Origin of the sequence: Klebsiella sp. 141251, assembly GCF_050600725.1 — a bacterium.
In the GTDB taxonomy this organism is placed as follows: domain Bacteria; phylum Pseudomonadota; class Gammaproteobacteria; order Enterobacterales; family Enterobacteriaceae; genus Klebsiella; species Klebsiella aerogenes.
Genome location: NZ_JAQIRG010000007.1, coordinates 159,363 through 173,917 on the forward strand (window position 1 = coordinate 159,363; position 14,555 = coordinate 173,917).

General features: G+C 53.8%; 12 protein-coding genes, 2 tRNA genes and 2 other RNA genes. 8 read left to right on the forward strand and 8 right to left on the reverse strand.

Features of this window, described 5'->3' with window-relative positions; genetic code table 11:
* The first annotated feature begins 479 nt into the window (after window positions 1–479).
* The gene (gene hns / locus PGR09_RS17040) at window positions 480–887 is read left to right on the forward strand and encodes a histone-like nucleoid-structuring protein H-NS (RefSeq protein WP_004103116.1); all 408 of its coding nucleotides are present in this window, start codon (window positions 480–482) and stop codon (window positions 885–887) included.
* Between the two features lie 125 nt (window positions 888–1,012).
* Here the strand turns inward: hns and galU are convergent, their stop codons facing one another.
* The 3 genes from galU to rssA all read right to left on the reverse strand — a co-directional run bounded on the left by galU (window position 1,013) and on the right by rssA (window position 4,116).
* The gene (gene galU / locus PGR09_RS17045) at window positions 1,013–1,915 is read right to left on the reverse strand and encodes a UTP--glucose-1-phosphate uridylyltransferase GalU (RefSeq protein WP_045397556.1); all 903 of its coding nucleotides are present in this window, start codon (window positions 1,913–1,915) and stop codon (window positions 1,013–1,015) included.
* A 198-nt stretch (window positions 1,916–2,113) separates the two neighbouring features.
* Window positions 2,114–3,127: a two-component system response regulator RssB gene (rssB, locus tag PGR09_RS17050; RefSeq protein WP_045397559.1), complete on the reverse strand. Its 1,014-nt coding sequence runs from the start codon at window positions 3,125–3,127 to the stop codon at window positions 2,114–2,116.
* An 89-nt stretch (window positions 3,128–3,216) separates the two neighbouring features.
* Window positions 3,217–4,116 (reverse strand): patatin-like phospholipase RssA, encoded by a 900-nt coding sequence (gene rssA, locus PGR09_RS17055; protein ID WP_045397562.1) that lies wholly within the window; start codon window positions 4,114–4,116, stop codon window positions 3,217–3,219.
* Between the two features lie 110 nt (window positions 4,117–4,226).
* Between rssA and PGR09_RS17060 the strand changes: the two genes are divergently transcribed.
* The 6 genes from PGR09_RS17060 to PGR09_RS17085 all read left to right on the forward strand — a co-directional run bounded on the left by PGR09_RS17060 (window position 4,227) and on the right by PGR09_RS17085 (window position 6,292).
* Window positions 4,227–4,685, forward strand: coding sequence for a YchJ family protein (locus tag PGR09_RS17060; RefSeq protein WP_430916339.1), 459 nt, complete (start codon window positions 4,227–4,229; stop codon window positions 4,683–4,685).
* Between the two features lie 44 nt (window positions 4,686–4,729).
* Window positions 4,730–5,572: a formyltetrahydrofolate deformylase gene (purU, locus tag PGR09_RS17065; RefSeq protein WP_045397565.1), complete on the forward strand. Its 843-nt coding sequence runs from the start codon at window positions 4,730–4,732 to the stop codon at window positions 5,570–5,572.
* Between the two features lie 159 nt (window positions 5,573–5,731).
* Window positions 5,732–5,816: transfer RNA gene (locus tag PGR09_RS17070), tRNA-Tyr, on the forward strand.
* Window positions 5,817–5,859: 43 nt separating this feature from the next.
* Window positions 5,860–5,992: non-coding RNA, RtT sRNA (locus PGR09_RS17075), on the forward strand.
* Window positions 5,993–6,031: 39 nt separating this feature from the next.
* Window positions 6,032–6,116, forward strand: a tRNA-Tyr gene (locus PGR09_RS17080).
* A 43-nt stretch (window positions 6,117–6,159) separates the two neighbouring features.
* Window positions 6,160–6,292, forward strand: a non-coding RNA gene (locus tag PGR09_RS17085) — RtT sRNA.
* A 113-nt stretch (window positions 6,293–6,405) separates the two neighbouring features.
* Here the strand turns inward: PGR09_RS17085 and PGR09_RS17090 are convergent.
* A complete protein-coding gene (locus tag PGR09_RS17090; RefSeq protein ID WP_045393819.1) occupies window positions 6,406–6,849 on the reverse strand; it encodes an Lrp/AsnC family transcriptional regulator in 444 nt (147 codons plus the stop codon).
* A gap of 107 nt (window positions 6,850–6,956) precedes the next feature.
* Between PGR09_RS17090 and PGR09_RS17095 the strand changes: the two genes are divergently transcribed.
* Window positions 6,957–7,853: a DMT family transporter gene (locus tag PGR09_RS17095; protein WP_430916341.1), complete on the forward strand. Its 897-nt coding sequence runs from the start codon at window positions 6,957–6,959 to the stop codon at window positions 7,851–7,853.
* Here PGR09_RS17095 and narI read toward each other — a convergent pair.
* From narI to PGR09_RS17115, 4 genes are read right to left on the reverse strand one after another with little or no spacing between them, the layout of a single operon-like run.
* Entirely contained in the window at window positions 7,850–8,527 is a 678-nt protein-coding gene (gene narI, locus PGR09_RS17100; protein ID WP_015367083.1) for a respiratory nitrate reductase subunit gamma, read from the reverse strand. The two genes, PGR09_RS17095 and narI, sit on opposite strands and share 4 nt — an antisense overlap.
* Window positions 8,527–9,237, reverse strand: coding sequence for a nitrate reductase molybdenum cofactor assembly chaperone (narJ, locus tag PGR09_RS17105; protein ID WP_348877137.1), 711 nt, complete (start codon window positions 9,235–9,237; stop codon window positions 8,527–8,529). The genes narI and narJ overlap by 1 nt, the downstream gene beginning before the upstream one ends.
* Entirely contained in the window at window positions 9,234–10,769 is a 1,536-nt protein-coding gene (gene narH, locus PGR09_RS17110) for a nitrate reductase subunit beta (protein WP_045393813.1), read from the reverse strand. Before narH ends, narJ begins: the two co-directional genes overlap by 4 nt.
* Window positions 10,766–14,509 carry a nitrate reductase subunit alpha gene (locus PGR09_RS17115; protein WP_047078768.1) on the reverse strand — a complete coding sequence of 1,248 codons (3,744 nt, stop codon included), beginning with the start codon at window positions 14,507–14,509 and terminating at the stop codon, window positions 10,766–10,768. The genes narH and PGR09_RS17115 overlap by 4 nt, the downstream gene beginning before the upstream one ends.
* Window positions 14,510–14,555 lie beyond the last annotated feature (46 nt).

Genomic DNA, 14,555 nt, shown 5'->3' on the forward strand with positions numbered 1-14,555 from the left:
CTTTCACAGGGGGTATTGCCGACTTAACGATAATGCTTTACAAAAAATGAAACGGACGGTGAATGAATAGCTTCAGGCAAGACCGTTACTGCGCCAGCAGATACAAATCATTGTCGTTTTGTGCTTAAACCGCCATTCTCCGGACAACTATAATGGGTTTTGGCCGCCAATTTATATTAAGCATCACCGTAACTAATGCGCTAAAACTGAAGAGTGATATTTATCCACGTAAAGTATAAATTTACTCTCGAAACGCAGGAAAACCATCCTGACTCATGGTTTTAGCGCCTGCGCGTATGCTTAAGCTATAAGCGAGAAGATGTGAAGTCGCGCGAAAATTTAACTTAAATTATTTAATCAACCAGACAAATAACAAGTAATTTTGAATTCCTTACATTCTCCCCTATTGCACATCTGATTTTATCGCTCTATTATTACTTCAACAAACCACCCCACAATATAAGTTTGAGATTACTACAATGAGCGAAGCACTTAAAATTTTGAACAACATCCGTACTCTTCGTGCGCAGGCAAGAGAATGCACCCTTGAAACGCTTGAAGAGATGCTGGAAAAATTAGAAGTTGTCGTTAACGAACGTCGCGAAGAAGAAAGCGCCGCTGCTGCAGAAATTGAAGAGCGCACTCGTAAACTGCAACAGTACCGCGAAATGCTGATCGCTGACGGTATTGATCCGAATGAACTGCTGAGCACCATGGCGGCAGTTAAAGCTGGCACCAAAACTAAACGTGCTGCACGTCCGGCTAAATACAGCTACGTTGATGAAAACGGCGAAACTAAAACCTGGACTGGCCAGGGTCGTACTCCGGCAGTCATCAAGAAAGCAATGGACGAGCAAGGTAAAACACTGGACGATTTCCTGCTCTAATTAGCTTTATGCTTGATATAAAAATCCCGCTTCGGCGGGATTTTTTTTATCGCTACACGCTTAAAGTAACAGGCATAAAAAAACCGGATCATCATCAGACGATCCGGTTGTTCTGCTGGCGAATATTACTTCGCGACAGCCTGCTCAAGCCAGGCTTTAAAGTCTTCGCCCAGAGTTTTATGGCGAACGCCATATTCTACGAAGGCCTGCATATAACCGAGCTTATTACCGCAGTCGTGGCTTTTGCCTTTCATGTGGTAGGCTTCAACGGTTTCTTTCTCGATCAGCATATCAATAGCATCAGTCAGCTGAATTTCATCGCCAGCTCCCGGAGGGGTTTTCGCCAGCAGCGGCCAAATATCGGCGCTCAACACATAACGACCGACTACCGCCAGATTAGACGGCGCGACGTCTGCCTTCGGTTTCTCAACAACGCCAACCATCGGCACGCTTTCGCCAGGCTGCAGGCTTTCGCCCTTGCAGTCAACAACGCCATAGGCCGTAACGTCATCAACCGGCTCAACCATGATCTGGCTGGCGCCCGTCTCGTCAAAGCGAGCAATCATTTCCGCCAGGTTATCGCGGGTCAGATCGGATTCATATTCGTCCAGAATCACGTCCGGCAGAATAACCGCAACCGGTTCGTCGCCGACAACCGGATGCGCGCACAGCACCGCGTGGCCCAGACCTTTAGCCAGCCCCTGACGTACCTGCATGATGGTGACGTGCGGCGGACAAATAGACTGAACTTCTTCCAGAAGCTGACGTTTTACACGTTTTTCCAGCATCGCTTCGAGTTCGAAGCTGGTATCGAAATGGTTTTCAATAGAGTTTTTCGAAGAGTGTGTCACCAGAACAATTTCAGTAATCCCAGCGGCGATACATTCGTTAACAACATATTGGATTAATGGTTTATCTACCAGTGGCAGCATTTCTTTCGGAATAGCCTTGGTGGCGGGTAGCATCCTGGTGCCTAATCCCGCTACCGGGATAACAGCTTTTCTTACTTTAGAATTAAGGGCAGCCATTGAAATCTCCTGGACTGTTCGTTTTTTGAACTTAATCGTCAATAAATAACGCATCGAGTATATCAGTCTGATCAGATAAACCTGGTCTGAAAAGGTTTGGATACCCTCGAATTAGGACTTTTACGCATAAAACGCAGTGATAGTACCACCGGAAATGTAGGCCCGGTAATCCCACCTACTAAAAATAGATAGAATTGTTCAATCTGCAGACAACATCAGGCGTAAACGTCCCCCTGCTCCCCAAATTTGACACTGCCATGATGTGCAGCGCTGGCTAATTTGGTTGAGGTATGCGTTGCCCAACGTTCCTAACGGAACGCCGTTACTAATTTGAATTTTATGCTCTCCGGTATTCAGCGTGCCGTTAAGGCCAGCAGAAACCAGAATCAAATTTTTTAATCCGCTGTGATAATAACCAACCAACAATGGGAATTGGCCTGGTAAATTGGCCTGGCGGAGTAATTGGTTAACTTGTTTTAACAATGCGCCCATTTCCGGCAGTCGCTGCCCCTGATGAGCAAGCTGTTCTTGCAACAAACCATTAAACAAAGCGCGTAATAATAATGCGGCCAGAACGCCATTATCACCGGCACGGGTAACATCCAGGCAATAAAACGCCAGATCGTTTTCTGATAACGGCGCAATATCCAGCACCAGCCCCGGTTTATCCGCAGAGATAAGCTGACGGTAATGAATGCGACAATGAGATATCTCCTGCTGTACTGGCGGCTGAAGCTCCTGCAATAACCTTGACGCGGCCAGAGGATCGCTAACTAACGCATCCCAGTCTTCAAATAATCGCTCTTCCTCTTCTACTCGAGAACTAAACATTGTCGGGTAGAGACATGCATACACCGTTTCACGCAGGCGATTAAAATCTTTTACCGGCTTCAGTAAGACATCCTGCACGCCAAGACGCAGCGCTTTGGCAATGTCCGCCATGTTTTCGGTCGCGGAAATCATCAAAATAGGAAGTTGTTCACCCTGGTTGCGAACCTGTTCAACCAGCTCCAGGCCGTTCATTCTCGGCATCGAGATATCACAAATCATCAGATCCGGTTTCGAAATCGCGATTTGCTGCAGCGCCTCAATGCCGTCTTCCGCCTGGCGGATGGTCGCCCCCAGTGAAGTGAGCCAGCTATCCAGAAGAGAGCGGAAAACGGGTTCGTCTTCAACTATCAGAATCTGTTTTCCCGCCAATGGCTGCGTCATGTTCTCTCCCCTGGCTGACGATAATTAAATAGTGGCACGCTATTCACGCTATCGCCTGTCAGAATTTACTTAAGTGTTGGACAAGTGCGCTACGCGGAAGTGCGCACCAAGGGTAATAATTCATCCATTTTTTTCTCAACGGCCAGCTGTCCTGCGGCCATCGCTTCGCCAGCACGATGAAAATCGAGAGTGGAGATTTGCGGACAAAACGGCTGTAGCAGGATATCTGGCGGATCGCCTGCCATACGATTACGTTTCAGGCGGTTTTCCAGCACCTGAATCGAGGTGGACATAATCTCCATCGCCGTGGGGGTTATTGTCGCACGACGAGAGCTCATTCTCCCCAACCGGGATCGCAGGCGGGAATGCCAACTTAGCTCTTCTATCGGCTCCGGACGCGGCGATTCGATTGATAATAGGTCCTGCTGCATAAGATGGGCGTCATGCTGGAGGTCAACGGCAATCACAATATCCGCCCCCAAGGCTCGCGTTAGCGAGACCGGCACCGGATTGACCACCGCACCATCTACCAGCCAGTAGCCGTTATGCATCACCGGCGACATCAGGCCCGGCATACTACAAGAAGCGCGGACCGCCATGTGCAGGTCACCTTCCGTAAACCATAATTCACGCCCGGTACTCAGGTTAGTCGCCACGGCGGCAAAACGACGTTCGCACTCTTCGATTTGCGCAACAGGCATAATTTGCCGGTATTGATTGAACACCCGCTCGCCGCGTAACAAACCGCCGCGCCGCCAGGAGAGATCCATCAAGCGCAGCACATCCCAGTTGCTAAAGGAGCTAACCCACTTTTCCAACGCAGGGAGACGATTGCAGGCGTAAGCCGCACCGACTAAGGCACCAATAGAACATCCCGCCACTACATCGACATCAATTCCCGCCCGATGCAGCGCTTTTATCACGCCGATATGCGACCAACCGCGCGCGGCGCCAGCCCCTAGCGCTAAACCAATCTTCAACTTTCTCATTAGTACTGATACATATCCTTCCACTCCGAGCATGACATCAGCGCCATCGCTCAGTTAACATAATGCAGGTTGGCGCTCAGGCGCCGTCATTCTTTTCCATGGAGGCGATTTTGTCGCAATTATGCCCCTGTGGCAGCGCTCTCGAGTATAGCTCATGTTGCCAGCGATATCTGGACGGCGGTCAGCTAGCGCCGAGCCCGTCACAGCTGATGTGTTCCCGCTATAGCGCATTCGTGATGAAAGATGTCGATTATTTAATCAAAACCTGGCATCCGACCTGTGAAGCGTCACGTTTTCGCACCGATATTGAAAAAGGCTTTGCCAATACGCAATGGCTCGGCTTAACCGTTTTCGCCACCGATAACGGACGTAATCCCGACGAAGGCTTCGTCAGTTTTATCGCACGTTTTACTGAAGATAACCGCCCCGGCGCGATTATTGAATGTTCCAGATTCTTAAAAGAAAACGGACAGTGGTACTATATTGACGGCACCCGGCCATTAATTGGTCGTAATGACCCCTGCCCTTGCGGTTCAGGTAAAAAATTTAAAAAATGCTGCGGCCAGTAAGGCCCGGCATCAGCAATTGCAAACACAACAGGATTTCCCCCGCGATGCATTCATTACAACGTAAAGTACTACGCACCATTTGCCCTGATCAGAAAGGCCTCATCGCGCGTATCACGAATATCTGCTACAAGCACGAGTTAAACATCGTGCAGAACAATGAGTTTGTCGACCACCGTACCGGTCGCTTCTTCATGCGTACCGAGCTCGAAGGTATTTTTAACGACGCCACACTGCTGGCCGACCTCGATAGCGCGCTGCCGGAAGGTTCAATTCGCGAACTCAACCCGGCCGGCCGTCGCCGGGTGGTGATTCTGGTCACCAAAGAAGCGCACTGTCTCGGCGATCTACTGATGAAAGCCAACTACGGTGGGCTGGATGTCGACATCGCCGCGGTAATCGGCAACCATGAAACGCTGCGCACGCTGGTGGAACGTTTCGGTATTCCTTTTGAGCTGGTGAGCCATGAAGGACTGAGCCGTGAAGAGCACGACCAGCGAATGGGCGATGCGATAGCCGCCCACGATCCGGACTACGTGGTACTGGCAAAGTACATGCGCGTACTTACTCCGGCGTTTGTCGCTCGTTTCCCGAACAAAATCATTAATATTCACCACTCGTTCCTGCCGGCGTTTATCGGTGCGCGTCCTTATCATCAGGCCTATGAGCGCGGAGTGAAGATCATCGGCGCCACCGCCCACTACGTGAATGATAATCTGGATGAAGGCCCAATCATCATGCAGGACGTGATTCACGTCGATCATACCTATACCGCCGAAGATATGATGCGCGCGGGGCGCGACGTTGAAAAAAACGTCTTAAGCCGAGCGCTTTATCAAGTGCTGGCGCAGCGCGTCTTTGTTTACGGTAACCGGACGATTATTCTTTAATCGACAGCGAAATGAATTGGTTAGCTTTACGGCGTTACGCGTAAAAATCAGGCAACCAGTTTAATTTTGTCAAAGGAATGCTTTACAGGGGCGCGTCATTTGGTATGATGCGCCCCACTTCCCGAGAAGGGAGCAGGCCAGTACAAAGCATTACCCCGTGGTGGGGTTCCCGAGCGGCCAAAGGGAGCAGACTGTAAATCTGCCGTCATCGACTTCGAAGGTTCGAATCCTTCCCCCACCACCATTATTCACTACAGTGATATGGTTTCCCCGACAAGCGTAAACGATGTTTGCACTTAGCGGGAAGGGTAAGAACCTTCGACTAAGGTTCGACTCGAGCGCCAGCGAGAGAACGTTGCCATAGGCAACGGCCCAAAGGGCGAGGAGCGATAGCGACAAGTTATCCTTTCCCCACCACCATTCATTTTGCTGAATAGCCTACAATTTGATTTTACCCCTGGTGGGGTTCCCGAGCGGCCAAAGGGAGCAGACTGTAAATCTGCCGTCATCGACTTCGAAGGTTCGAATCCTTCCCCCACCACCATCTCCTCATGTCATGCCCAGCTTAATCTACTTGCGATATTCTATATTCTGCCCTACGGGGAAGGATGAGAAGCTTCGACTAAGGTTCGACTCGAGCATCAGCGAGAGCACGTTGCCGCAGGCAACGGCCCGAAGGGCGAGGCGCTTTAGCGCCGAGTAATCCTTCCCCCACCACCATCTCCCTTCAGCCACCGGTTCTGCTATCTCCTCGCTCGCGCTTCGCTTAGCGAGGCTACAGGTGGTGCCGTCTGGTAGCCCGGACAGGTGCGCAGCACCGCCTCCGGGAAAACTCACAGCGGGGGCAAGCGCCTTTTTACCGGCGAGCTTTTCACCACCGACGTATTGCATTGCGCATATTCTGCCAGACCATCCAATATCGTATCCAGCTGCGCAATATCACGCACCACGAGACGCATAACAAAACAATCCTCTCCGGTGACCTTGTCGCTTTCAATACACTCCGGTATAGCCTGAATATATTTATCCACTTTTTGCAGCAATCCCGGTAGCGGCCTCACCCGTACTAATGCCTGCAGGCTATATCCCAATGCCGCCAGATTAACCCGTGCGCTATAACCCTGAATCACTCCTTTTTCCTCAAGGCGTTTTACCCGCTCGGCGGTACTCGGGGAGGTCAATCCCACCTGCGCACTCAATACCTTAAGCGAAACTCTGGCATCTTGCGTCAGGCAGGCCAGAATCGCCCGGTCTATTTCATCAATAATGTATTCCATTTATTTCACCTAATTAATAAAGGTATTTATCTGTTTTTACCTTAATTCAGATATATCAAGCTGTCAGGCTTTTCACGACAATAATGGAAAACTTCTGGAGGTGAAATATGCAGCTTTCTCGTGGAGTCTGGCAAATGAGTCTGGCGATGATAATTTCCGGCTCGATTGGCGCGTTCGTGCTGCTCTCAGGGTTGCCGGTAATCGACGTGGTTTTCTGGCGTTGTCTTATCGGCGCAGTCACATTATTGCTGTTTATTTTGTTAAGCCGACAGCCCTTCAGCCGCCTGACGCGTCTCACCCTGGCGCTGGCAATCCTTGGCGGCGTCGCGCTGGTCATTAACTGGCTGCTGCTTTTTGCCGCCTACTCACGCGTTTCTATTGGGATGGCCACCGTGGTCTACAATACCCAGCCTTTTATGCTGGTATTACTGAGCATGATGCTGGGTGAAAAGGTAAGCGCGGTAAAATGGGCATGGTTACTCCTGGCCTTTACCGGCGTGGTGATTCTACTGTCGAGCGAGCTGACTCCCGCCCACAGCGATAATCTCGTCACCGGTATTATCCTGGCATTAGGCGCGGCATTTTTTTATGCCCTGACCGCTATTATTGCCCGCAAACTGCAGCCGCTCCCGGCGCAGCATATCGCTTTTATTCAGGTTATCGTCGGCACGGTAATGCTTTTGCCGCTGGTTCATGCTCCTGAGTTTAACAGCCAATTCCCCTGGCGCTATCTGCTGATCCTCGGCGTTGTCCATACCGGGATTATGTACCAGCTTTTATATAGTGCGATTCAAAAGCTACCGACGCCGGTCACCGGTTCGCTGTCGTTTATCTATCCGCTGGTGGCTATTCTGGTGGACTATCTGGTTTTCCATCATGCGTTGGCGCCGCTGCAGTTGGCAGGAGGGGTGCTGATTTTGCTTGCCGCTGCGGGCAACAACCTTGGTTGGGGCGAAAAAAAACCCCGCCATGGCGGGGTGAGTCAGCCGTCGCGGATGAACTAGCGACGTGCGCGTACAATCTGGTATTTGCGCGTCAGGTATTCGACCGGCGCGCTCCAGATATGAACCAGACGTGAGAACGGGAACAACAGGAACAGCGTCATCCCCAGCACCAGGTGCACGCGGAAGACAAACGCCACGCCATCAAGATGCTGCGAAGCGCCGCCGTGGAAGGTCACCACCGACTGCGCCCAGCCGACCAGTTTCATCATTTCGCTACCGTCCATATGCTGGGCGGAGAATGGAATGGTCAGCAGTCCCAGCGCGCATTGCACCATCAGTAACGAGAGGATCAGAATATCCGCTGTCGTGGTGGTAGCGCGAACGCGTGGGCTCAGCAGACGGCGCTTAAGCAGCAGTAAACCGCCCACCAACGTCATCACGCCGCACGCGCCGCCGGCGAACATCGCCATTTTCTGCTTCACGTCGATCGGCAGGAAGGATTCATACATCCAGTGCGGAGTCAGCATGCCGAGGAAATGGCCGGCGAAAATACCCAGGATCCCGATATGGAACAGGTTTGACGCCAGGTTCATCCCTTTACGATCCAGCATCTGACTGGAGGCGGCGCGCCAGGTGTACTGACCGTAGTCGTAGCGCAGCCAGCTGCCAATAAGGAACACCGAACCCGCAATGTACGGATAAATGTCAAAGAAGAACATATTCAGGAAGTGCATTAGTGCTGTCCTCCGTTAGAGATATTCAAATATTGCGGGGCCACGGCTCCGGCAAAACGACGCTGGTGAGCGGAAATCTCCGACTCGCCGCAGCCCTGGTCGGCAAAGAATTTGACCTGCTCTTCTTCCCAGACGGCATCCAGCGCCTGCGGCGTATCGTCGCGGGCCTCGTCGGCGATCTTCTCCGCCACTTTCTGGCTATCGACCTGAGTATTGGCCAGCTTCAACAGCAGCTCGAACAGCACCGCATAGCGGCTTTCGCGCTGTTGCAGACGCGCGCTGAGCAGGCCGAGGATCGGCGCAACGTCCCGCAGGCCGCCAAGCGCTTCCTCTTCCGGCAACTGCGCCAGATACTCCAGATACAGCGGTAGGTGATCCGGCAGCTCATGGCTATCAAGCAGTAGACCATGGCGCTCGTACTGCGCCATCAGGTCGACCATCGCCTGCCCGCGATCGCGGGATTCGCCGTGAACATGTTCAAATAGCAGCAGCGAGGTGGCGCGGCCGCGGTCGAACAGCTCGCTGTACGCCGACTGGGCGTCCAGCGGATCCTGAGCCACCAAATCGCGCAGGAAAACGCCCAGCGCATGGGCATCTTCTTTGGCGAGTTTTTCCGATGACGCGAGAGCCTCGAACATCTCCTGCTGATGCTGCCACAAGGCAGCGTCAGGGTATTCGAGCAGACGCGACATAATCACGAGTTCAATCATGAGTGCGGCTCCGTTTTGCTGGTAACGTCAATGGCGTCGATGCGACGGCTGTTGAACAGGTTGAATTCGCTGTCAGAACCGTGACAACCATCGCCGAAGGTAAAGCCGCAACCGCTCTTCTCCGGGAAGGCATCGCGGGCCTGTTCGCGATGGCTGCTCGGTACCACGAAACGATCTTCGTAGTTGGCGATGGCCAGATAGCGATACATTTCCTGCGCCTGCGCTTCGCTCAGCCCCACCTCTTCCAGCGCGCGGGTATCGACGACGCCGTCGACGGTTTCCGCTCGTTTGAAGTGGCGCATCGCCAGCATACGTTTCAGCGCCAGCAGTACCGGCTGGGTATCGCCCGCGGTTAGCAGATTCGCCAGATACTGGACCGGAATTCGCAGGCTTTCTACGTCAGGCAGGATCCCGTTACTACCCAGTTCACCCGCATCGGCGGCGGACTGAATCGGCGACAGAGGCGGCACGTACCAGACCATTGGCAGGGTACGATATTCCGGGTGCAGCGGCAGCGCCAGCTTCCAGTCCATCGCCATTTTGTATACCGGAGACTGCTGCGCGGCTTCAATTACGCCCTGCGGTACGCCATCTTTTAGCGCCTGCTCAATCACTTTTGGATCGTTTGGATCGAGGAAGACGTCCAGCTGGCGCTGATACAGATCTTTCTCGTTCTCGGTGCTGGCGGCGTTTTCAATTGCGTCCGCGTCATACAGCAGTACGCCAAGGTAGCGGATACGGCCCACACAGGTTTCGGAACACACCGTCGGCATCCCGGATTCAATACGCGGGTAGCAGAAGATGCATTTCTCGGATTTCCCGCTCTTCCAGTTGAAGTAGATCTTCTTGTACGGGCAGCCGGTGATACACATCCGCCAGCCGCGGCACTTATCCTGGTCGATCAGGACGATACCGTCCTCTTCACGCTTATAGATGGCGCCGCTCGGGCAGGTCGCGACGCACGCCGGGTTCAGGCAGTGCTCGCACAAGCGCGGCAGATACATCATGAAGGTGTTTTCGAACTGGCCGTACATCGCCTTCTGCATGTTTTCGAAGTTCTGGTCTTTGGCGCGTTTTTCAAACTCGCCGCCGAGGATCTCTTCCCAGTTCGGGCCGCTGGTAATTTTGTCCATCCGCTGGCCGGTAATCAGCGAGCGCGGACGGGCGATCGGCTGATGTTTACTTTCCGGCGCGTTATGCAGATTCTGGTAGTCATAATCAAACGGCTCGTAGTAATCATCGATCCCCGGCAGATGCGGGTTGGCGAAGATTTTACCCAGCAGCATCGCGCGGTTGCCCATGCGCGGCTGCAGCTTACCGTTGATTTTGCGGATCCAGCCGCCTTTCCATTTTTCCTGGTTTTCCCAGTCGTTGGGGAAACCGACGCCTGGCTTACTTTCTACGTTGTTGAACCAGGCGTACTCCATCCCTTCACGACTGGTCCAGACATTTTTGCAGGTTACGGAGCAGGTGTGGCAGCCGATGCATTTATCGAGATTCAGCACCATGCCGACTTGTGAACGAATTTTCATTTTACGCTCTCCTGTACCTGGTCATTACCTTCGCCGTCTAACCAGTTAATGTTCTTCATCTTACGTACCACAACAAACTCATCGCGGTTGGAACCGACGGTGCCATAGTAGTTAAAGCCGTATGCCAGGTGGCCGTAGCCGCCGATCATATGGGTCGGTTTTGGCGTAATACGGGTGACCGAGTTGTGGATCCCGCCGCGCTGACCGGTAACTTCAGAGCCTGGCAGGTTCACGATACGTTCCTGCGCGTGATACATCATGGTCATTCCGGCCGGTACGCGCTGGCTCACTACCGCACGCGCCGTCAGGGCTCCGTTGGCGTTAAATACTTCGATCCAGTCGTTATCTTCGATACCGAGATCTTTCGCATCCGCTTCGCTCATCCAGACGATCGGCCCGCCGCGCGACAGGGTCAGCATCAGCAGGTTATCGCTGTAAGTGGAGTGAATCCCCCACTTCTGGTGCGGCGTCAGGAAGTTAAGGGCCTTCTCTGGATTGCCGTTGGACTTCTCGCCCATCACCGCTTTCACCGAACGGGTGTCGATCGGCGGACGATAGACCAGCAGGCTTTCGCCAAAGTCGCGCATCCACTGGTGATCCTGATACAGCGACTGACGGCCGGACAGCGTACGCCAAGGGATGAGCTCGTGAACGTTGGTATAGCCAGCGTTATAGGAGACATGTTCGTCTTCCAGGCCAGACCAGGTCGGGCTGGAGATGATCTTACGCGGCTGCGCCTGAATATCGCGGAAGCGGATCTTCTCGTCTTCTTTATTCAGCGCCAGGTGCGCATGCTCGCGGCCGGTAAATTCGCTCAGCGCTTTCCACGCCTTCACGGCCACCTGACCGTTGGTTTCCGGCGCCAGAGTGAGGATCATTTCAGCGGCGTCGATAGCGGTCTCCAGCTTCGGCTGGCCTTTCGCCGGGCCTTCCGCCTTGGTGTAGTTGAGCTTACGCAGCAGATCCATCTCGCTCTGGGTATTCCAGGCGATCCCTTTACCGCCGTTGCCGATGGTTTCCAGCAGCGGGCCGATAGAGGTGAAGCGCTCGTAGGTCGCCGGATAATCGCGCTCGACCGGAATAATATGCGGCGCGGTTTTCCCTGGAATCAGGTCACATTCGCCTTTTTTCCAGTCTTTAACGTCAAACGGCTGCGCCATTTCCGCGGCGGAATCGTGCTGAATCGGCAGCGTCACTACGTCAGTTTCTTTTCCGAGGTGACCCACGCACACTTCAGAGAATTTCTTAGCGATACCTTTATAGATATCCCAGTCGCTCTTCGATTCCCAGGCCGGGTCAACGGCGGCCGACAGCGGGTGAATAAACGGATGCATATCCGAAGTATTCATGTCGTCTTTTTCGTACCAGGTTGCGGTCGGCAGTACGATGTCGGAATAGAGACAGGTGCTCGACAGACGGAAGTCGAGCGTGACGACCAGATCCAGTTTGCCGTCGAGGCCGTTATCCCGCCACTCGACTTCTTCCGGCTTCACGCCGCCCTGCTTGCCAAGGTCTTTGCCCTGAATGCCATTCTCGGTACCCAGCAGGTACTTGAGCATGTATTCATGACCTTTACCGGAGGAACCCAGCAGGTTGGAACGCCAGATAAACAGGTTACGCGGATGGTTTTTACCGTTCTCCGGCTGTTCGGCCGCAAAGCGAATAGCCCCCTCTTTCAGCGATTTCACGGTGTAATCGACCGGCGTCATGCCGGCTTTCTTCGCTTCGTCAGCAATACGCAGCGGGTTCACGCCCAGCTGTGGCGCCGACGGCAGCCAGCCCATACGCTCAGCGCGCACGTTGAAGTCGATCAGATGTCCGCTGTAGCGGGATTTATCCGCCATCGGCGACAGCAGTTCCTGCGCGGTGACCGTTTCATAGCGCCACTGGCTGGAGTGGTTATAGAAGTACGATGTACTGTTCATGTGGCGTGCCGGACGCTGCCAGTCAAGGGCGAACGCCAGCGGCTGCCAGCCAGTCTGCGGACGCAGTTTTTCCTGACCAACGTAGTGCGCCCAACCGCCGCCGCTCTGGCCAACGCAGCCGCAGAAGATCAGCATGTTGATCAGTCCGCGGTAGTTCATGTCCAGATGGAACCAGTGGTTCAGGCCCGCGCCGACGATAATCATCGAACGGCCGTGGGTCTTATCGGCGTTATCGGCAAATTCGCGGGCGGTACGGATGATGTGCGCGCGGGATACGCCGGTAATTTTTTCAGCCCAGGCCGGAGTGTACGCTTTGACGTTATCGTAGCTGGTCGCGCAGTTTTCATCGTTCAGCCCACGTTCCAGGCCATAGTTAGCCATGGTCAGGTCATAAACGGTGGTCACCAGCGCGGTGGAGCCGTCGGCCATCTGCAGGCGTTTCACCGGCAGTTTGTGCAACAGAATGTTTTCGAGGTCGACTTTGTTGAAATGCTCGGAACCTTCACCGCCAAAGTATGGGAAGCCGACGTTGGCGATATCGTCGTGGCTGCCAAGCAGGCTCAGACGCAGTTCAATCTCTTCGCCGGTTTTACCATCGCGCTGCTCGAGGTTCCACTTGCCTTTGTCGCCCCAGCGGAAGCCCAGAGAACCGTTAGGTACGGTCATTTCGCCCTTCTCGTCAAAGGCGACGGTTTTCCATTCCGGATTCTGCTCCTGGCCCAGGGAGTCAACCAGGTCGGCAGCGCGCAACATACGGCCAGCGGCATAGTAGCCATCGCGCTCTTCGAGCATAACCAGCATCGGCATGTCGGTGTAGCGACGTACGTAATCGGTGAAGTACTGGCTCGGTTTATCGAGGTGGAACTCACGCAGCATGACGTGGCCCATCGCCAGCGCCATCGCGGCATCGGTACCCTGCTTCGGCGCCAGCCACAGATCGCAGAGCTTGGCGATTTCGGCATAGTCCGGAGTAATTGCCACGGTTTTGGTCCCTTTATAGCGAACTTCGGTAAAGAAGTGCGCGTCCGGGGTACGGGTCTGCGGGACGTTGGAGCCCCAGGCGATGATATAGCTGGAGTTATACCAGTCGGCAGATTCCGGCACGTCGGTCTGTTCGCCCCAGGTCATCGGCGAGGCCGGCGGCAGGTCACAGTACCAGTCGTAGAAGCTCAGGCAGGTACCGCCAATCAGCGACAGGTAACGGGCGCCGGACGCGTAGGAAACCATCGACATCGCCGGGATTGGCGAGAAGCCTGCCACGCGGTCTGGACCATAAGTTTTGACGGTGTAAACGTTTGAGGCGGCAATCAGTTCGTTCACTTCTTTCCATGAAGAACGAACAAAACCGCCGCGGCCGCGGGCCTGTTTAAAGCTTTTCGCTTTATCGGCATCTTCAATAATTGAAGCCCATGCCTCAACCGGATCGCTATGCTGAACTTTCGCTTCACGCCACATTTTCATCAGACGTTTACGCATCAGCGGATATTTCAGGCGGTTAGCGCTGTACAGATACCAGGAGTAGCTGGCGCCGCGCGGACAGCCGCGTGGCTCATGGTTCGGCAGATCGGGGCGGGTGCGCGGGTAATCGGTCTGCTGGGTTTCCCAGGTGACCAGACCATTTTTGACATAAATTTTCCAGCTGCATGAGCCGGTGCAGTTCACACCGTGAGTGGAACGCACGATTTTGTCATGCTGCCAACGCTGGCGGTATCCATCCTCCCAATCCCGGTTGGTTTTAAGAAGCTGGCCGTGCCCATCGGCAAAGGTTTCACCCTTCTGTTTGAAGTAGCGAAACCGGTCCAGAAATTTACTCATCGGGTTTCTCCTGATATGGAGCCTGACGGCTCTCTGATAAATCGAC